The 19,196-nt window shown below is 70.0% G+C and carries 15 protein-coding genes and 1 pseudogene; 12 read left to right on the forward strand and 4 right to left on the reverse strand.

From position 1 onward, the window contains the following. Positions 1 to 235 precede the first annotated feature (235 nt). The 4 genes from AB0J58_RS09825 to AB0J58_RS09840 all read left to right on the forward strand — a co-directional run bounded on the left by AB0J58_RS09825 (position 236) and on the right by AB0J58_RS09840 (position 3,763). Complete coding sequence (locus AB0J58_RS09825; RefSeq protein ID WP_364212725.1) at positions 236 to 1,432, forward strand: cytochrome P450; 1,197 nt, start codon at positions 236 to 238, stop codon at positions 1,430 to 1,432. Beyond that, positions 1,426 to 2,085 carry a TetR family transcriptional regulator gene (locus tag AB0J58_RS09830; protein ID WP_364212728.1) on the forward strand — a complete coding sequence of 220 codons (660 nt, stop codon included), beginning with the start codon at positions 1,426 to 1,428 and terminating at the stop codon, positions 2,083 to 2,085. Before AB0J58_RS09825 ends, AB0J58_RS09830 begins: the two co-directional genes overlap by 7 nt. Before the next feature lie 213 nt (positions 2,086 to 2,298). Then, positions 2,299 to 3,537 (forward strand): cytochrome P450, encoded by a 1,239-nt coding sequence (locus tag AB0J58_RS09835; protein WP_364212731.1) that lies wholly within the window; start codon positions 2,299 to 2,301, stop codon positions 3,535 to 3,537. A 31-nt stretch (positions 3,538 to 3,568) separates the two neighbouring features. Beyond that, complete coding sequence (locus tag AB0J58_RS09840) at positions 3,569 to 3,763, forward strand: ferredoxin (protein ID WP_364212734.1); 195 nt, start codon at positions 3,569 to 3,571, stop codon at positions 3,761 to 3,763. 28 nt (positions 3,764 to 3,791) lie between these two features. Here AB0J58_RS09840 and AB0J58_RS09845 read toward each other — a convergent pair whose 3' ends face one another. Next, a complete protein-coding gene (locus AB0J58_RS09845; protein WP_364212737.1) occupies positions 3,792 to 4,541 on the reverse strand; it encodes a Mut7-C RNAse domain-containing protein in 750 nt (249 codons plus the stop codon). A 126-nt stretch (positions 4,542 to 4,667) separates the two neighbouring features. Between AB0J58_RS09845 and AB0J58_RS09850 the strand changes: the two are divergent. The 5 genes and pseudogenes from AB0J58_RS09850 to AB0J58_RS09870 form a co-directional block, all read left to right on the forward strand. Beyond that, positions 4,668 to 4,766, forward strand: a pseudogene (locus AB0J58_RS09850) (IS630 family transposase); the annotation flags it as partial. Between the two features lie 358 nt (positions 4,767 to 5,124). Next, positions 5,125 to 7,893, forward strand: coding sequence for a class IV lanthionine synthetase LanL (gene lanL / locus AB0J58_RS09855; protein ID WP_364212740.1), 2,769 nt, complete (start codon positions 5,125 to 5,127; stop codon positions 7,891 to 7,893). Positions 7,894 to 8,091: 198 nt separating this feature from the next. Continuing rightward, positions 8,092 to 9,858: an ABC transporter ATP-binding protein gene (locus AB0J58_RS09860; protein WP_364212743.1), complete on the forward strand. Its 1,767-nt coding sequence runs from the start codon at positions 8,092 to 8,094 to the stop codon at positions 9,856 to 9,858. Between the two features lie 62 nt (positions 9,859 to 9,920). Beyond that, positions 9,921 to 10,151 carry a zinc-ribbon domain-containing protein gene (locus AB0J58_RS09865; RefSeq protein ID WP_364212746.1) on the forward strand — a complete coding sequence of 77 codons (231 nt, stop codon included), beginning with the start codon at positions 9,921 to 9,923 and terminating at the stop codon, positions 10,149 to 10,151. A gap of 91 nt (positions 10,152 to 10,242) precedes the next feature. After that, a complete protein-coding gene (locus tag AB0J58_RS09870; protein ID WP_364212749.1) occupies positions 10,243 to 11,421 on the forward strand; it encodes a 2-oxoglutarate and iron-dependent oxygenase domain-containing protein in 1,179 nt (392 codons plus the stop codon). Positions 11,422 to 11,431: 10 nt separating this feature from the next. Here AB0J58_RS09870 and AB0J58_RS09875 read toward each other — a convergent pair whose 3' ends face one another. Then, on the reverse strand, positions 11,432 to 12,667 hold the full coding sequence (locus AB0J58_RS09875) for a YncE family protein (RefSeq protein ID WP_364212752.1): 1,236 nt from the start codon (positions 12,665 to 12,667) through the stop codon (positions 11,432 to 11,434). 211 nt (positions 12,668 to 12,878) lie between these two features. After that, positions 12,879 to 15,191: an excinuclease ABC subunit UvrA gene (locus AB0J58_RS09880; protein ID WP_364212755.1), complete on the reverse strand. Its 2,313-nt coding sequence runs from the start codon at positions 15,189 to 15,191 to the stop codon at positions 12,879 to 12,881. A 76-nt stretch (positions 15,192 to 15,267) separates the two neighbouring features. Between AB0J58_RS09880 and AB0J58_RS09885 the strand changes: the two genes are divergently transcribed. Together AB0J58_RS09885 and AB0J58_RS09890 are read left to right on the forward strand one after the other, a co-directional pair. Beyond that, entirely contained in the window at positions 15,268 to 16,071 is an 804-nt protein-coding gene (locus AB0J58_RS09885) for a TetR/AcrR family transcriptional regulator (RefSeq protein WP_364212758.1), read from the forward strand. Positions 16,072 to 16,137: 66 nt separating this feature from the next. Then, positions 16,138 to 16,305, forward strand: coding sequence for a DUF6203 family protein (locus tag AB0J58_RS09890; protein WP_364212761.1), 168 nt, complete (start codon positions 16,138 to 16,140; stop codon positions 16,303 to 16,305). Positions 16,306 to 16,408: 103 nt separating this feature from the next. Here the strand turns inward: AB0J58_RS09890 and AB0J58_RS09895 are convergent, their stop codons facing one another. Beyond that, a complete protein-coding gene (locus AB0J58_RS09895) occupies positions 16,409 to 17,176 on the reverse strand; it encodes a hypothetical protein (protein ID WP_364212764.1) in 768 nt (255 codons plus the stop codon). A gap of 159 nt (positions 17,177 to 17,335) precedes the next feature. On the opposite strand from AB0J58_RS09895, the gene AB0J58_RS09900 reads away from it, so the two are divergent. Further along, positions 17,336 to 19,196, forward strand: a 1,861-nt coding sequence (locus AB0J58_RS09900; protein WP_364212767.1) for a cobalamin-dependent protein, incomplete at its 3' end; no start/stop codon positions are given.

Genomic DNA, 19,196 nt, shown 5'->3' on the forward strand with positions numbered 1-19,196 from the left:
GACGCCGGCTCGATCATGGCGAAGACGAGCACAAGATGCCGGATGGCGGACATCGGCGCGACGCTCGGGCCGTAGTCGGCGGCGACCACTTGACGGGATGAGTAAGGGCCGCCTGACGGAATTTTGGACAGTTTTTAAGTCAGTTGCTTGACTTAAGTTAACAGCCCAAGTTGACTGATCGTGACTCGAAGGCCGGTTCGGAGGAGGCATGATGGGTCAGGGTGACGGTGGGCCGATGCTGAGCTATCCGATTCCCGGTGAGGCGGCGCTGGAGCCGCCGGCCGAGTGGGCGCGACTGCGGCAGGGGTGTCCGGTAGCGCGGGTGACGCTGCCCAGCGGGGACGAGGCGTCGCTGGTCACGCGCTATGAGGACGTCAAACTGGTGCTGTCCGACCCGCGGTTCACCCGGCCGACGCACGCGGACGGCGCGGCCCGGATCTCGGCCACCGAGTCGGGCGGGCTGTTCGACAACGAGATGTCGATGTCGATACCGCAGACCGGCGGGGAGCACCGGCGGTGGCGGCGGATGCTCGGCAAATGGTTCACCGCCAAGCGCATGGCCGCGCTGCGGCCGGGGATGGAGGCGATGGCCGAGCGGCTCATCGACGACATGCTGGAGCGGGGACATCCGGCGGACCTCAAGGCGGGCCTGGGCTTCCCGTTGCCGGTCTGGGTGATCTGCGACCTGCTCGGAGTCCCGGATTCGGACCGGGACAGGTTCGCGTACTGGTCCGACACGTTGCTCAACCTGACCAGGTACACACAGGAGGAGATCGACGAGGCACAGCTCGACTTCCGCAGGTACATGACCGCCCATGTCATCGCCAAGCGTGCGGAGCCGGGCGAGGACCTGCTCAGTGAGCTCATCGTCGGCACCGACGCCGACGGCGGGCGGCTGTCCGAGGCGACACTGGTGGCCACCGGCCAGGGTCTGCTGGTCGCCGGGCACGAGACCACCACGAACATGATCGGCAAGATGGTGGCGATGCTGCTGGCCGACCGGCGGCGCTGGGACCGGCTCCTGGCGGATCGTTCGCTGGTGCGCTCCGCGGTGGAGGAGGCGCTGCGGTTCGACGCCAACCCGGGATTCGGCATGCCGCGCTACCTCGGCGAGGAGATCGAGGTGGCCGGGACCCTGCTGCCGCGCGGGACGACCGTGGTGTGCAACATGGCCGCCGCCAACCGCGACGAGAGCGCCTTCGACGGTGCCGACGAGATGGACCTCGGCCGCACCCCGAACCCCCATCTGGCCTTCGGCGCCGGGGTGCACTCCTGCCTGGGGCAGGCGCTGGCCCGCACCGAGCTGCAGGTCGTGCTCGAGGTGCTGCTGCGCCGCCTTCCCTCCCTGGAACTCGCCGTCCCGGTGGAGGACCTGCGCAAGGTCGAGGGGCTCGTGGTCGGCGGGTTGCGCGAGGTTCCGGTGCGATGGTGACCACGGCGGGCAGGATCGCCAGGGCCGAGCGGGCCGGTACCACGCGGGAGTCGATCCTGGTGGCGGCGGAGCGGCTGTTCGCCGAGCACGGGGTGCTCGCCGTGTCCAACCGCCAGGTCAGCGAGGCCGCGGGGCAGGGGAACAACGCCGCGGTCGGCTATCACTTCGGCACCAAGGCCGATCTGGTGCGCGCCATCGTGCGCAGACACACCGAACGGACCGAGCGGCTGCGCCTGCGGATGCTGGCCGAGATCGGCGACAGCTCGGATGTGCGGGACTGGCTGGCCTGCCTGGTGCGCCCGAGTGCCGAGCACCTGGCCGCCCTGGGCGACCTCACGTGGTACGGCCGGTTCGGTGCCCAGGTGATGACCGACCCCGTGCTCCGCGAGATCATGGTCGAGGAGTCCCTCACCTCGCCGGCGCTGCACCAGGTCCTCGACGGGCTGAACCGATGCCTTCCGGACCTGCCCGCCGAGGTGCGTGCCGAGCGCGGTGACATGGCACGCCAGCTGATGGTGCACATGTACGCCGAGCGCGAGCGCGCTCTCGCCGAGGGCACCCCCACACCCCGATCCAACTGGCACGACGCCGCGACCGGATTGATCGACGCGCTCGTCGGGCTGTGGCTGGCACCGGTCACGCCCTGCCCATGACGGGAGCCGTCACGCCTCGGCGGATCGCAGGCAGAGGAGGAGACGACGATTCGTATCGGAGGTCGCCGACGCACTCCCCGCTCTCGCGTCAGCCCTGCGATGACAGCCGGGAGAAGCCGGTCGGGCACCGCTCTCGGCGACGACCACCGCCCCTTCACGAGGATCGATGCCTGCCGCGAACACGTCGCGGTACAGGCCCCATTGGAGGAATCGATGACCAGTAGGTTGAATCCGGCGAGTGGGCACCCCGCGGAGATCCCGGAGTACCCGATGGCCAGGGCGGCGGGCTGCCCGTTCGATCCGCCCCCGGCCCTGCGGGCCAAGCAGCAGGAGGGGCCGCTCACCAAGGTCCGCCTGTGGGACGGCAGCACCCCGTGGCTGGTCACCCGTTACGCCGAGCAACGGGCGCTGCTGGCCGACCCGAGGGTCAGTTCCGACGTCACCCGGCCCGGCTACCCGAGCCCGGCCCCCGTCACCGGCTCGTCGAAGGTCAGCTTCATCCTGATGGACGATCCCGAGCACGCCCGGCTGCGGCGGATGGTGACGGCGCCGTTCGCCGTCAGGCGGGTGGCGGCGATGCGGCCGGCCATCCAGAAGATCGTCGACGAGCTGATCGACGACATGCTCGCCGGCCCGAAGCCGGTCGACCTGGTCGAGGCGTTCGCCCTGCCGGTGCCCTCGCTGGTGATCTGCGAGCTGCTCGGTGTGCCGTACGCCGACCATGACTTCTTCCAGGACAACAGCAAGACCGTCATCAAGCGGGACGCGACACCCGAGCAGCGGTCGGCCGCCCTCGGCCGGCTGGCCGGCTACCTGGACGACCTGCTGGGCGAGAAGCTCGCCGACCCCGGCGACGACATGCTGTCCCAGCTGACCGAGCGGATCAAGAGCGGGGAGCTGTCCCGGCAGGACGCGGCCCGGATGGGGGTGCTGCTGCTGATCGCCGGGCACGAGACCACCGCGAACATGATCGCGCTCGGTACGCTCGCCCTGCTGGAACACCCCGACCAGCTGGCCCTCCTCCGCGACGCCGACGATGACACCGACGGTGAGAGGCTGGTCGCCTCGGCGGTGGAGGAACTGCTGCGCTACCTGCACATCACGCACAACGGGCGGCGCCGGGCGGCACTGGAGGACATCGAGATCGCCGGGCAGCTCATCCGCGCCGGCGACGGGCTGATCATGGCCAACGACATCGGCAACCGTGACCCCGAGGTGTTCCCCGACCCCGACCGGCTGGACATCCGGCGTGACGCCCGCCGCCACGTGGCCTTCGGCTTCGGGGTGCACCAGTGCCTGGGCCAGTCGCTGGCCCGGCTGGAACTGCAGATCGTCTACAGCACCCTCTACCGGCGCATTCCCACCCTGCGGCCGGCCGCGGATCTGGAACAGATCCCGTTCAAGCACGACGGGTCCGTCTACGGAGTCTACGAACTCCCCGTGACCTGGTGACTCTCCCCGGTACGACAATCAGGAGGTTCTCATGAAGGTGACCGTCGACCAGGACAGGTGTGTCGCTTCCGGGCAGTGCGTGGTCGCCGCCGCGGAGGTGTTCGACCAGCGCGACGAGGACGGCGTCGTCGCGCTGCTCGACCCCGACCCGCCGGCGGAACAGGCCGCCGACGTCCGGCACGCCGCGACGGTCTGCCCGGCGCTGGCCATCCAGATCGAGGATTGACGTCCCGGTCGGTACGCTCGCGCCGGGCTCAGCCGCTTTCCGGACCAAGGTCGGCCAGGTGCACGGCCGATCGTACGATCTCCTCCAGGTGTTCGCTGTGCGCGCCGCGCCAGTAGATCTGGCCGCATTTCGAGCATCGGCCGTAGACGTCGTAGGAACGCCTGGTCCCGGCCTCCAGCAGGCGGTCGATCTCGTGCTTTTCGACGGGTATCAACTCTCCGTTGCAGGCCGTGCAGCGGGTCCACGGCCGTAGCGGCGGTGCGAACCGCTCCAGCAGGTCGTGGAGTTGGTCATGCGCCTTGTTGCCTCGCACGTAGGCGCCGAGCCAGAGCGCCCGGCGGCACAGCAGACCGTGGTCCTGGGTCAGCAGCACGCGGCGTTCCCTGTTCGCCTCGACGACCAGTGCGGGATCGTCCATGTCGTTGTAGTAGGTCGCGTCCACGCCCAGCAGCCGGAGCCTTCGCGCGAGGGTGCCCAGATGGACGTCGAGCAGGAACCTGGGCGCGTGCTGTCCCGGTTCGAGCGGCACTCGCTGGGGGCGGGGCACGGCGTGAACGTGGATCACATCACCGGCGGCGGGCTGGTAGGACGGGCCGACCTCCACGCCTTCGACGATCAAGGGCCCCACCTCCGGCAACGGAACACCGAGCGACTCCACGACATGTCCCAGCGTCGATGTCCCATCGGGCGCCACCCGCTGCCACTCGCTTCGCCGGCGCGCGGGCAGGAACAGCAGCAGCTCGGGGGCGACATGCAGGTGGACGTCAGATTCGCTCACACTGCCAGCATGCCATCCGCCACAGGCTCCGACATGGATCAAACGGCCTCAAACGTGGGTTGACACGGTGCGGAGCACCCGGCCGCACCACCGGGCGCGACACCTCCCGACTCGACATCGTTCATCCCCGCCGCAGGGACGGGCCGGGCCCGCCAAGGGCGACCGGGTCGGCTGCCGGCCACCTACCGGCGCACTCATGGAGTCACCTACTTCCACGGCCGCTACTGCGCCGGCGACGACCGCCCAGGAGCACGGCTGTTATGGCCGCACAGTAAGGCGAAGTCATGGCGAGTGTAAATCACCGACATTGCTTTACGTGTGAGTGACGATCTCTTCCTCGGTGGAGTGTGCCGCGTATAGCTGTTTCCGCGAGGTTTCGGCGGGCCGAACCCCTGTAGGGGGCGGCCAGGGCGGGTGTGTCAATAAATGCGAATAATGGTGTGACCGATTCGGCGAAGATTTTTTCGCACCGGATAAACGCCCGCTCACCTCGTAAGCAATTGAAATTCCATTCGCTGGCAACAGTTCTCTGTCAATCTCGGGTTCTGCGAGAAAGAGCCCCGACGACAGGGAGTGGGTCCACGTGAGGACGCGTCCGGGAGACCCCGCCATCCTCTGCGACATCGTGACCGCCGAGCTCGGGCGCGCGGGCGCCCGGGAGTGGTCGATCACTGATGACGGACTCTGGTGCAAGGTCACGCCGGACACCTGCGTGATCCCCGACCAGGGGTGGAAGCTGCACGTCTCCGCGACGATGCTCTCCGCCCCCGTGGTGCTCTCCCGCGTCTCGCGGGTGCTGGCCGGAGCCAGGTGCGCCTTCAAGTTCCCCGCCCGGCTGGACGACTACTGGAAATTCCTCGAACCGCACTGCAGCCGCGCGCAGGCCGGGAAGTTCGTCACCGTCTACCCGCGCGACGACGCGGAGTCGGTCCGCCTGGCCGCCCTGCTGGACGAGGTCACCCGGGGCCTCCCCGGACCCGTGATCCTCTCCGACCGCCCCTACCGGACGGGCGGGATCGTGCACTACCGCTACGGCGCCTTCCGCGGGCACAGGACACTCGGCAACGACGGGTTCTACGAGATCCGGCTGCGCTCACCGGAGGGCCGCCTCGTCCTCGACGCGCGGGAGCCGCGCTTCTCCCCGCCGCCGTTCGCGGTCTGCCCGTTCGAGGCTCCGGCGGCGGGCCGGCGGCCCGGAGCGGCCGCGATCATGCTGAACGACCGCTTCATCGTCCGCGAAGCCGTAAGGCACGCCAACCGGGGCGGGGTGTATCTCGCCGAGGACACCAGGACAGGGCGCGAGGTGGTCGTCAAGGAGGGCCGCCCGCACGCGTGCGCCGATCTGAGCGGCAGGGACGCGCGGGACCGGGTGGCGACGGAGCGCTCCCGCCTTGAGGATCTCGCGGAGACCGGGGCGGTGCCGGCCGTGGTGGACTTCTTCGAGCAGGGCGGACACGCCTTCCTCGTCGAGGAGCGGGTGCCGGGGATCACGCTGCAACGCTGGTCGGACGGGCACGCCGGCCCGCTGGGCGAGAACGGCTTCGGCAACGGCGCGGCGGAGGTCCTGCCCCTCCTCGGCCGGCTGGTCGAGCTGCTGAAGGCGGTGCACGGCCGGGGGCACGTGTTCGGCGACCTCTCGCCGAACAACGTGATGCTGCTCCCCGGCGGCGGGCTCCGGCTCATCGACCTGGAGCACGCGGCCGTGCCGGGTGCCGCCGTCATGGTGGGCGGGACCCCGGGCTACCTGGCGCCGGAGCTGGTGGAGCATGTCGGGGAGCCCTGGCCGGCGCCGGACGGCGGCGCCGACCTCTACAGCCTCGGCGCGATGGCGTACTTCCTCGCGGTCGGCGCCCACCTGGACCTGCCAGGCCCCGACCGGGTCGCGGCGGTGGCCACCGACAACCCCACGCTGGCCCTGCTGCGGCCACTGGTAGAGGGCCTGCTGGCGGCGGAGCCGGAACGCCGCTGGCCCCTGGAGCGATGCGAACGCTTCCTCGCCGGACTCACCCGCCGGCCGAGCGCCGCCGGGCCCACCGCCGGGCCCACCGCCGGGCCAGACGCCGCGGAACCCGCCCGGCCGCACCGGATCGATCGGCTGATCGACGACGGGATCGCGCACCTGGTGGAGGCGGCGGATCCGGGCGACGGCAGCCTGGCAGCGTGGTCCGACGCCTCCGGCGGGCCCGAGGCGGATCCGTGCTCGGTGCACGCCGGCGCGGCAGGCGTCCTCGGGGTCCTGACGCTGGCCATGCCCGCACCGGAGGCGTCCGCCGCGGTCGCCGCGCTCTCCCGCCGGCTGCGGCTGCGGCTGGCGGAGGAGGACGTCTGGCGGCCCGGCCTCCACTTCGGCCGCTCCGGAGCGGTGTGGGCGCTGCACGACGCGGCGGCGGCGCTGGACGACGCCGGGCTGGCCCGGTACGCGGTGCGGGCGGCGAGCCTGCTGCCGACGGATCACCCCGGCCCGGACGTGACGCACGGGCTGGCCGGATGCGGCATGACGGTCCTGCGCGTCGCGCTGGGGTCAGGCGATCCGGCGCTGATGGAACGCGCGGCCACGATCTTCCAGAACCTGCACGACGCGCGGTCGTACCTGGACGGCCACCCGCAGTGGCCGACACCGCGGACGTTCGACTCCGGCCTCGCCGGAGCCAACCACTTCGGTTTCGCGCACGGCCTCGCCGGGATCGGGACCGCGCTGCTCCACGCGGGCCTGGTCCTCGACCGGCCGGACTGGACGGAGACGGTGCACGAGGTCGCCCGCGCCCTCTACGCGCACGCGGACGTCGACGGCGACACCGCCTGGTGGCCGACCCTCCGCGGTGACCTGGGAACGGTCCGTCCCCGCAGGCCGTACTGGTGCAGCGGATCCTCCGGAATCGGCTCCTTCCTGGTGAGGTACTGGCGCGCCACCGGCGACCCGAAGGCACTGGACCTCGCGCGCGGGGCGGCGGCGGCCGTGCACCGCACCCGGTGGCAGTCGGGGCCGGTGCCGTGCCACGGGCTCCCCGGCGACGGCGAGTTCCTGCTCGACATGGCCGATCTCACCGGTGACGACCGCTACCACCGGTGGGCCCGGGACCTGGCCGCCTGCCTGACGAGCAGGGCGGTCGGCCGTTCCGGCCGGCTCCTCGTGCCCGACGCCCAGGCGGGCTTCTCACCCACCTTCCTCGGAGGTACGGCGGGCGTCGTCGCCTTCCTCCTCCGGCTGCGTCACGGGCATCCCCGGCTGTGGATGCCCGACGACGCCCCCAGGCTCGCCGTTCGCGACGGAACGGCGATGAAAGAAGAGCGGGCCGTATCAGAGGCGGCCCCGCCGACCACAGGAGGTAGAGACCATGTCCTTCGACGTTGAGGACCTGCAGGCTCTCCAGGAGCTGGAGCCGGGCACCAACGAGGCGCTCCGGCTGACCCACTGCTTCAAGCACGCCGGCTGCACCGACGGCTGACGTGACAGGCGACTGATGTGAAGGCCCCGCCCTCCCGCTCCCGGGAGGGCGGGGTTCTGCCCGATCACCTGACGTTCGATCATCAGACAAGGACTGGTACGGCCGTGCGCGATCGTCCCCCCTCCGCCCCGGAGCCCCCTCCCGCCCCAGGGACCTGGCGCAGGGTCGTGCGGCTGTTCATGCCGTACCGGGCCGCCGTCTGCGTCCTCGTCGTGCTCATCGCCGCCTACTCCGCCCTGAACGCCGCCGTCCCGCTGCTGACGCGGGTGGTCTTCGACCGGGCGCTCTTCGGGCCTGGCGGCCCCGACCTGCAGCTGCTCGCCCTGATCGCCGGGCTGGCCGCGGCGATCGCCTGCGGGGTGGGCGTCGTGGACCTGGGGCAGACATGGCTGTCGGCCCGCGTCGCGCAGCGGGTGGTGCACGGGCTACGCACGGAGATGTTCGGCCGCCTGCAGCGCATGCCGCTCGCCTTCTTCGCCGCGGAGCGGGGCGGCGAGATCCAGTCGCGGCTGGCCGGCGACACCACGCAGATCGAGTACGCGGTCAAGGACACCCTGCCCGGCGCGCTCTCCGGCCTCATCGGATTCGTGGTCGCGGCCGGCGCGATGGTGGCCCTGTCACCGGTGCTCGCGGGCGTCGCCCTGATCCTCGCGCCGCTCGTCCTGCTGGTGGCCTCCCGGTCGGGGCGGGCGCTCTCGACCCTGTCGGCCGACGGCCAGCGCACCCGGGCGGAGCTCTCCTCCATCATCGCCGAACGCCTGTCGCTGGGGGGCGTCACCATGGCCAGGGTGCACGGCAGGCGTCAGGAGGAGGCCGCCGGGTTCGCCGCGGAGAGCGAACGGCTGGCACGGCTGGGGATCCGTTCCGGCCTGGTGGCCCAGCTGGTGCTGAGCGTGGGCCACGTCTTCTTCGTGCTGACCCCCTACCTGGTGTTCGTGGCGGCGGGGCTGACCGGCGGGATCACTCCGGGCACCCTGGTCGCCTTCACCGTGCTGCAGGCGAGGCTCCACCAGCCCCTGTGGCAGATCCTGCACATCTCCACCGAGTTCCGCGCCGCCCAAGGGGCGTTCGAGAGGGTCTTCGGCTACCTCGACCTCCAGCCGGAGCCGGAGACGGGACAGAGCCCCGCCCCGGGCCCCGGCGCGCTCGCCGTCCGCGAGGCCGGCTTCCGCTACCCGGGGACGGGTGAGGAGGACCGTCCGGCGCTGTACGGCGTGAGCCTCGAGATCCCGGCCGCCTCCACCACGCTGGTGGTGGGCCCGAGCGGCTCGGGCAAGACGACGCTCGGCCACCTGCTCGCCGGTCTGCACCCGCCCACCGAGGGGACGGTCGTGATCGACGGGACGGAGTTCGGGGCGCCGTTGCCCGGACGGATCTGCATCGCCACGCAGGAGCCCTTCCTCTTCCAGGGATCGGTCGCCGACAACCTCAGATACGCCGCGCCCGGCGCCACGATGGACGATCTCGTGCGGTCCTGCCGGATCACCCGGATCCACGAGCGGATCGCGGCGCTCCCGGACGGCTACGACTCGCCGGCGGGCGAGCGGGGGGCACTGTTCTCCGGCGGCGAACGGCAGCGCATCGCCCTGGCCCGCGCGCTCCTGGCCGACGCGTCCGTGCTCGTACTCGACGAGGCGACCTCCGCGCTCGACCCGCTGACCGAGCTGAAGGTCGTCGAGGCGATCCTGGCGGAACGGGCCGGGCAGACGACCGTGATGATCACTCACAGGTTCGGCGTACTCGACTCCTTCGACACCGTCGTGGCGCTGGAGGAGGGGCGGGTGGTGGAGTACGGCTCGCGCCTCGACCTGCTCGGCGACCGGCACGGGCTGTACGCCCGGATGGTCCGCGCGCAGACCGGCGCGGCGTAACCTGCTCGGGTCCGCGCCCATGGAGGCCGCCACCGGCAGGCTCCGTCGGGTATGACTGGGGGATGCTCATCTTCGGACTCCGCACCGTGACCCACCGGCTCGGTGTGCTGACGCTTCTCTGCCGCAACTGCGGCAACACGGCGGCGCAGGTGCTGTCCAGGAGGGTCACCAAGTTCAGTCTGTTCTTCGTCCCGCTGTTCCCGGTGCGGACGAAGTACGGAGTGCAGTGCACTTTCTGCGGGGCGTCCTATGACATCTCGAAGGACGAGGCGGACCGTCTGGCGGTCCGCTGAGCGCCGCCCATGACGGGGTGGAAAGCTCCGGCGGGGCGTTCGGTCGGCCGCGGCCTTCCCCGCCGAGACGGGCCGCGCCCCGCACTGCGCGGTGGCCGCCGCGGCGAGCGGGGAACTGCGGGTCCAGGTCGAATCCCTGCGGCTGGAGCAGGCCGCGGAGGCACACCGCCGCGTCGAGGCCGGCCGCACCACCGGCGAACTCGTGCTCGAAGTCGAACGGACAGCTCCCCGGCCTACCCGGTGGCACGCGGCCCCTGCGCCGCGCGGCCGGGGGATGCGGAAGGATGTCCGCATGGACCGGTTGCCGATGATCGATGTCAGCGCCCTGGTGGACGGCGGGCCCCGCCCGGAGCGCGAGCGGGCCGCCCACGAGATCGGACGGGCCTGCCGCGACAGCGGTTTCTTCTATGTCTGCGGCCACGGTGTCCCGCCCGCGTTGCTCGAACGCCTCGACGCCGCGGCCCGCCGCTTCTTCGCGCTGCCCGCAGAGCAGAAGGCGGAGATCTCCATGGACCGGGGAGGCCGCGCCTGGCGGGGGTTCTTCCCGGTGGGCGGCGAGCTCACCTCCGGCCGCCCCGACCTGAAGGAGGGCCTCTACTTCGGCACCGAGCTGCCGCGGGACGATCCGCGTGCCCGGCTGCCGCTCCACGGCCCCAACCTCTTCCCCTCGCAGGTGCCCGAGCTGCGCGGAGCGGTCCTGGAGTATCTCGGCACGCTGATGGGACTGGCCCAGTCGGTGATGCGTGGCGTCGCGCTCAGCCTCGGGCTGGTGGAGGACTACTTCGCCGACGGCTACACCGCCGACCCCACCGTGCTGTTCCGGATCTTCCACTACCCGTCGTCGCCGCCCGGCTCCGACGGCTGGGGAGTGGGTGAGCACACCGACTACGGCCTGCTCACCCTGCTCGCCCAGGACCGGCACGGGGGCCTGCAGGTGCACGCGGGGACGGGGTGGATCGAGGCCCCGCCGATCCCCGGCACCTTCGTCTGCAACATCGGCGACATGCTCGACAGGCTCACCGGTGGCCTTTACCGGTCGACCCCGCACCGGGTGCGGAACGTGAGCGGCCGGGAACGGCTGTCGTTCCCCTTCTTCTTCGACCCCGGCTGGGACGCCGAGGTGCCCCCGCTTCCCTCGCGTGGCGCCGCCGGAGGCGGCCGGGCCCGCTGGGACGGTCAGGACCTGCGCGCCTTCACCGGCACCTACGGCGAGTACCTCCTTGGCAAGGTCTCCAAGGTGTTCCCGCAGCTGCGTGAGGACGTCCTGTGAGCACCGCCCGTCATCCCGCGGCGGCGTCCAGGGAGCCGATCACGTCCTCGGCGACCTGCCCCAGCCGCTCGCGCTGAGGAAAGTCGCCCACCGGCACGCGGGCCACCTCGCGCGCGGTTTCGTAGTCCACGACCGAGATCGCGTTCTTCTCGCTGAGCGACACCGAACAGTGCCGGCCGTCGGCGGCCGTGGCTGTCCAGTACGGCAGGCTCCCGGTGTCGTAGTGCACGTAACCCCGTGTGGTCAGCCCGGGGCGGTCGACGATCGCCACGTAGTCGTCGATCGTGCCGGCCACGCAGAGCTCGCCGCCGTCCGCCGACATCGCCATGCCGTGGTGCGCGGAGTTCTGCGGGTAGTCGTCGGCGGCGAGCCTGCCGCCCGCCTCGCTGAAGGGCATCTCCACCCGCCGGGTGATCTTCCCGGTGGTCAGATCGACCTCGGCGAAGCCGTTGAGGTAGGAGAACTGGGCGTACATCGTCCGGTTGTCGGGAGTGAACACCGCGGGGCGGATGCCGTACTCGAAGGTGTGTTTCCTGACCACCTTGAGTGTGGCGCTGTCCATGACGGTGAGCTGCCGGGCGCCTTTGAGCGCGTTCAGCGACCGAGGCAGGGAGGTGATGCCGATGCTGGAGTTGTAGAGGAGGCTGCCGTCGGGGGAGTAGTCGTTGGCGTGTGGGTAGGTGCCGGTCGGGATGTCGGTCACGAGCCTGCCGGTGGCGGTGTCGATCACCTGCGCCACGGAGGCCGTCGTCGCCGACACGACGAAGTGCCCGCCGTCGGCGGAGAGCGCCGCGTGGTCGGCCTTGAAGCCCTTGATCTTGTAGCGCCACAGCATCCTCCGGCCGGCGATGTCGAAGGCGACCGCGTCCGACAGGTTGCCGCGGGAGACGTACAGTGTGCGCCCGTCAGGGGAGACCGCCATGTCGTCGACGAGCTTGCGGTATCCCTGGATCCGGTTGACCGCCTCGTATCCCGCGCGCTCGACCGGGTTCATCGCCCTCAGGCGCTCGTCGAGATCCGGGACCGCGTCGAACGAGCCCAGGTTGCGGTAGGTGCGGCCGTCGACGAAGCTGACCGTTCCGCCCTGAGCGTTTCCCACCAGGAGCACCTCTCGCAGGGACGCCGACCGGGCTGCGGTGGCGGGGCCGATGAGGGCCGCCAGCAGTACGGCGGCCGCGGAGAGCGGCATGACGGATTTCAGGGAAGGTGCGCGCACGGTGTCGCCGTCCTCTCGGTCGATGGGCACTTCCGTGAGCTCGCGCCGCAGGACCGGTCGCCGTGGCCGATGGCGGGAGGGCACACCCGCCCCGACGGCCGGGGTCCGTTCAGGTGAGAACGCTACAGGCGCCCGCGGGCGGGCGCTTGTGAGCGTGTCAGCAATTCACCCGGCGGGATTGTCTCCGCCCTGACAAACCGGCGGGGGAGGCGCTCCGGGCCGCTGAGCGCGGTCGGCGATGTCACCGCTTCCCGGTCGACGTCTGGTTCCTCCCCAGGTAGGTACGCAGGTGCCGGGCGGTGAGCGAGTCCCCTTCCGAGACCAGGTCCGCGGGAGTGCCGGTGAAGACCACCCGGCCGCCGTCGTGGCCGGCACCCGGGCCGAGGTCGATGATCCAGTCGGCGTGGGCCATCACCGCCTGGTGGTGCTCGATGACGATGACCGTGTTGCCGTCGTCGACCAGCCGGTCCAGCAGGGCCAGAAGCTGGTCCACGTCCGCCAGGTGCAGGCCGGTGGTCGGCTCGTCCAGCACGTACGTGGTGGCCTTCTCCGCCATCCGGATGGCCAGCTTGAGCCGCTGCCGTTCGCCGCCGGACAGGGTGGTGAGCGGCTGGCCCAGGCCGAGGTAGCCCAGGCCCACGTCGGCGAGCCGGTCCAGGACGGCGCGGGCCGGGCCGGAGGCGAAGAAGTCGCGGGCCTCGGCCACCGACATGGCCAGCACCTCGCTGATGTCCTTGCCGCGCAGCTTGTGGGTGAGCACCTCGGGGGTGAACCGCCTCCCCTCGCACTGCTCGCACACCGACGCCACCCCGGCCATCATCGCCAGGTCGGTGTAGACCAGGCCGATGCCCTTGCAGTTCGGGCAGGCCCCTTCGGAGTTCGCGCTGAACAGGGCGGCCTTGACCCCGTTGGCCTTGGCGAAGGCGGTGCGGATCGCATCGAGCAGCCCGCTGTAGGTGGCCGGGTTGCTACGGCGCGACCCCCGGATCGGGGCCTGGTCGACCACCGCGACGTCGTCCAGGCGGGGGAGCGAGCCGTGGATCAGCGAGCTCTTGCCCGAGCCGGCGACGCCGGTGACCACGGTCAGCACGCCCAGCGGGATGTCGACGCTCACGTCCTTCAGGTTGTGCAGGCGGGCGCCGGTGATGGACAGCCGCCCGCTGGGCTGCCGTACCTTCTCACGCAGGCGGGCCCGGTGGTCCAGGTGGCGGCCGGTCAGGGAGTCCGACGCGCGCAGCCCGGCCACGTCGCCGGTGAAGCAGATCCGCCCGCCGGACGAACCGGCTCCGGGACCGAGGTCGACCACGTGGTCGGCGATCTCGATCGTCTCCGGCTTGTGCTCGACCACCAGGACCGTGTTGCCCTTGTCGCGCAGCCGGAGCAACAGGCCGTTCATCCGCTCGATGTCGTGCGGGTGCAGGCCCACCGTGGGCTCGTCGAAGACGTAGGTGACGTCGGTCAGGCTGGAGCCCAGATGCCGGACCATCTTCACCCGCTGGGCCTCGCCCCCGGACAGGGTGGCCGATTCGCGGTCCAGGCTCAGGTAGCCCAGGCCGATCTCGACGAGCGAGTCCAGGGTGTCGCGCAGGGTGGCGATCAGCGGCCGTACCGACTCGTCCTCGATGTCCCGGACGAAGTCGGCCAGGTCGCTGATCTGCATGGCGGCGCAGTCGGCGATGTTGCGTCCGTTGATCTTCGAGCCGAGCGCGGCGGGGTTGAGCCTGGTGCCGCCGCACGCCGGGCAGTCGGCGAACGTCACGGCCCGGTCCACGAACGCCCGGATGTGCGGTTGCATCGACTCGCGGTCCTTGGCGAGGTAGAGCCGCCGCACCTTGACCAGCAGCCCCTCGTAGGTGGTGTTCATGGTGCCGATCTTGATCTTGGTGGCGGGTTTGTGCAGGAAGTCCTCCCACTGGGCCGGGGTGTAGTCCTTGAGCTTGACGTCACGGTCGAAGTACCCGGAGTGGGCGATGTTCTGCCAGTACCACGAGTCCACATTGAAGTTCGGGACGGTGATCGCCCCCTCGTTGAGCGAGAGGTCGGTGTCGACCAGTTGGGAGACGTCGACGTCCGACACCCGGCCGAGCCCCTCGCACCCCGGGCACATACCCTCGGCGCTGTTGAAGCTGAACGCGGTCGAGGTGCCGACGTGCGGGGTGCCGATCCGGCTGAAGACGATACGCAGCATCGTCTGCGCGTCGGTGGCCGTGCCGACCGTGGAGCGGGAGTTGGCGCCCATCCGCTCCTGGTCGACGACGATCGCCGCGCTCAGGTTGCGCAGCGCGTCGACGTCGGGCCGGCCGAGGCTGGGCATGAACGACTGGACGAAGGCCGTGTAGGTCTCGTTGATCAGCCGCTGCGACTCCGCGGCGATGGTGCCGAAGACGAGGGAGGACTTTCCGGAGCCGGACACCCCGGTGAAGACGGTGAGCCGGCGCTTGGGAATGTCCAGCGAGATGTCGGCCAGGTTGTTCTCCCTGGCCCCGCGGACCTCGATCACGTCGTGGCTGTCCGCGGCGGCGCCGTGGTCGTCGGTGGGGGTGAAGGGGGACACAGACCTTCTCCTTGATATCCTTAGGGCGTAAAGAGATAGCCCGGCAAAGTTAGTTTATGCCGTAAGGAGTGGCAAATTGGTGGTCTTCGCCGGCCAGGGCGACGCGCGCCGTTCGATGGCCCTGCTGTGGCGCGCCGGCAGCCCGGCGCAGGGACGGCCTGGACCGAAGCCCGGTCTGAGCGTGGACGAAATCCTGGACGCGGCCGTCGCCATCGCCGACGCACAGGGAATGGCGGCGCTGTCCATGCGCGCGGTGGGCGAACGGCTCGGCCGCACCGCGATGGCCCTCTACACCTACGTGCCCAGCAAGAGCGAGCTGGTCGACCTGATGTACGACCGGGTCCTCGCCGAGCTGCCGGTCTCCTACGAGCTCGGGGCGGGCTGGCGGGTGGCCGTGACCTCCTGGGCGGGGGAGATGTGGGCGTTCTACCTGCGCCACCCGTGGGTGCTGCAGGTCTCGCAGGCGCGCCCGGTGCTGGGTCCCAACGAGTACGTCACGCTGGAGACGGTGCTGCGGATCCTCCGTGAGACGGGTCTTACGGCCGGGGCGCTGCGGCGTCTCGTCGGGGTGCTGTTCCACTTCGTGCGCGCGGCGGCGCAGACGGTCGCGGAGTCGCGCCAGGCCCCGGCGGCGACCGGGATGTCCGACGAGGAGTGGTGGTACGCCCGCTCGGCCGTGCTGGAGGAGGTCGCGCCGGACTTCGCCGAGCGGTTCCCGACGCTGACCTGGCTGGACGGCGAGGGTGCCTACCAGTCCGAGGACGAGAGCGTGCCCTACCTGGAACAGGAGGCGAAGGAGACCTTCGCGGCCGGTCTCGCCGTCCTGCTGGACGGCATCGAGGCGGCCGTGAACAGGGCCGGTCTCCGAGCGCTCCCGTGATCCTTCGGGGGCGGATCCGGGGCGCGGCGCCTGACTGATCAGGCCGCCATCGGGCAGAGGCCTCTCATGAAAAAGTTCTTCAAGGTCGTGGTGGCGCGCCGGCTGGCCCGTACGCCGATCGGGCTGGCGGTCCTGGGAGCCGGCTGGTTCCTGGGGCGGCGGCGCAGGCGGCGGGCGCAGGAGCAGGGCGAGGTGAACAGGCCTCGGAGCCGTGACTCACGCGGGCGCCGATGACTCGCTGTGTTCGCTGTGTTCGCCGGCCGCGCCCGCGAGATGAGACGGGCGGGACGGCCCGGCCGATGACCGGGTCGTCCGCCGTTTCCCGGCGCTCCGGGGGTCAGTTGAACATCGCCTCCATGGTCTCGTGTGACTGCTCCTTCTTCGCGTCGGACTCGCTGCCCCAGCAGGTGTTGAGGATGATCCGGGTGCGGTCCTCCGACAGCGGCACCGTGCGGTGCAGCGTCGTGTCGGAGCGCAGGAAGTAGATGTCGCCGCTCTGGTGGGCGTAGGTGCTGATCGGGTAGCGGATGAGGTGGTCGTGGACCCGGGGGTCCTCCTTCACCCAGTTGGTGTGCGGAACGCACTGGAGCATGCCGCCGTACTCGCTGCTCGGCGCCTCCAGGATCCAGATGAGGGTGAAGCTGAAGTCGCCCCAGTGCCAGCCGTGGGTGTCACCCTGCTTCTCCTGGCGGATGATGACGTACTTCTCCTCGTCCCAGGGGCAGTTGACGACGGGCTCGTTCGCCAGCCGGCCCAGGAAGTCCTTGAGGGCGGGGGAGTCGTAGAGCTCCGGGATCAGGGAGCTGTCCTGGGCGATGGACTGCTGGCTGACCGTGCTCATCTTGCGCGGGGAGTTGCTGGTCTCCTTGAGGTTGATGTCGATCCGGCGCGCGTGCAGGTCGAGCAGGCGCTCCACCTCGTCCGAGACGAGATCCTTGACCTCCTCGGAGACCACGTTCCGCAACTTGACATAGCCGTTCCTGCGGAAATCATGGGAGAATCTGCGGATTTCCCAGGGGTCCTGAAAGGTCTTTTCGAGATGCTCCGCGATCCGGTCGTCGAGTGAGAGCGTCCCGAGGCCGGTCTCGTAGTCGTGAGTCGGCATACGGTTTCTCCTCCGTGGTTATCGAGGTTTCCAGAACCGTAACACGCGAGTGGTGTCCGCAATTAGTGTGCGTTGTCCGTCCGGTCCCCCTGTGAAAGCATGAGCGGATTCCATCCGATCGGCTTCAGAAATTACTCGGACTACGCAGGGACGAGCGTCATGAACACCAAAGTCACATTCGTCGAGCTGTCTGCATTCGAGGCCATCCTGCCCCTTGCCTCCGGTTACATGCAGGCTTACGCGCAGCATGATCCGGAGGTGGGGCCGCGATGTGATTTCGAGATCTTCTCCGCCCCGGTGTCCGCGGACAGAAGGGAGGTGATCGCAGAACTCCTGGAAAAGCGCAGCGACGTCTACGCCATCAGTTGCTACATCTGGAACATCGGATTCGCGCGCGCGGTGCTGGCCGCGCTGCACGAGCGTCTCCCGGCGGCCCAGTTCATCCTCGGCGGCCCCCAGGTCATGCTGCACGCCGAGGAGTACGTCGCCCCCGAGCAGGAGAACGTCGTCGTCTGCAACGGCGAGGGCGAGAAGACGATGCTGCAGTACCTGCGCCAGGTGATCGGCGACGACCCCGACTTCTCGGCTGTCGACGGGATCAGCTTCTGGCGGTCGGGGGAACTCGTCACCACCGAGGCCGCCGAGCGGGTACGCGACCTGATGGAGGTGCCCTCGCCCTTCACCTCCGGCGTCTTCGAGGAGGGCAAGTACACCACCGCCATCCTGGAGACCAATCGAGGATGCCCGTTCAGCTGCGGTTTCTGTTTCTGGGGCGCGGCGACCAACGACAAGGTGCACAAGTTCGAGGACCAGCGGGTCCGTGACGACATCACCTGGATCAGCAAGCACGACTTCGTGTCGATCTTCATCGCGGACGCCAACTGGGGCATGGCCCCGCGCGACGTGGAACTGACCCGCCACCTGGTGGAGTGCAGCGAGGAGAACGGCTACCCGGTGATGGTCTCGATGGCCGCGGCCAAGAACAAGCCCGACCGGATGGCCGAGATCACCGAGATCCTCGTGCGGGGAGGACTGCTGACCAGCCAGCCCATCTCCCTGCAGTCGATGAGCTCCAGGACCCTGGAACTGGTCGACCGCTCGAACATCAAGCCCGCGACCTACACCGAGCTGCAGAGAACGCTCAGGGAGAAGCGCATCAGCTCCTACATCGAGCTGATCTGGCCGCTTCCCGGAGAGACCCTGGAGTCATACAAGGAGGGAATCGCGGAACTGTGCCGGCTCCGTGCCGACACGCTCATCGTCTATCCGCAACTCCTGCTGCACAACACCTCGATATATGCCAAACGGGAGCTTCTCGGAGTGCAGGTGGAACGCGTTCCCAGTGACGTCACGGAGGCCGACGTGGTAGTCGGCACCAACTGGGTCAGCCGTGCGGAGTGCGAGCGTGGCACATGGTTCTACTACGCCGTCCACTCGCTCTACAACCTACGCGGCCTGTATTACCTCGCCAATTATCTGGAGAGGTCCGGAACAAGGCGGCTGGAGGATTTCTTCACCGATGCCGCGACGTATTTCGAGAGCCGTACGGACACCGAGGTCGCGAGTTTCTTCCGCGATTCCGTGCAGAAACTCTGGAACTATGACTTCCACAATTTCGGGATGGTCGCGCATCTCGTCCTGCACTCGCACCGCGAGGAGTTCGACGGACTGCTCGTCGACTTCGCCCGCGGTCAGTCCTGGTGGCGGGACGCCGGTGCGCGGGCCGCGTTCGAACTCGACCTGCTGGCCAGGCCCTACATCTACCTGGCCAGGCCCAGGCCGCCGGGCTACGACTTCACCGAGCTGCGCGTCGAGCCGCACGGGAAGACGGCCTCGGTCGTCGACATGCCCGCCGACCTGGCCGCCCTCCTCATCGACCTCGACGTGACCGGCCTGGAGGCCGGCCGGGAGCCTCTCACCCGGCTGCGATCTCGCGGACCTCGGCGCCCAGGTCCGCGAACTCCCCGGCCTGCGCGCATCCTTCGGCGACGCCGACGACCAGCCCCGACAGCGAGCGCGG

The sequence above is a fragment of the Streptosporangium sp. NPDC049644 genome (assembly GCF_040675205.1).
Classification (GTDB): Bacteria; Actinomycetota; Actinomycetes; order Streptosporangiales; family Streptosporangiaceae; genus Streptosporangium; species Streptosporangium fukuiense.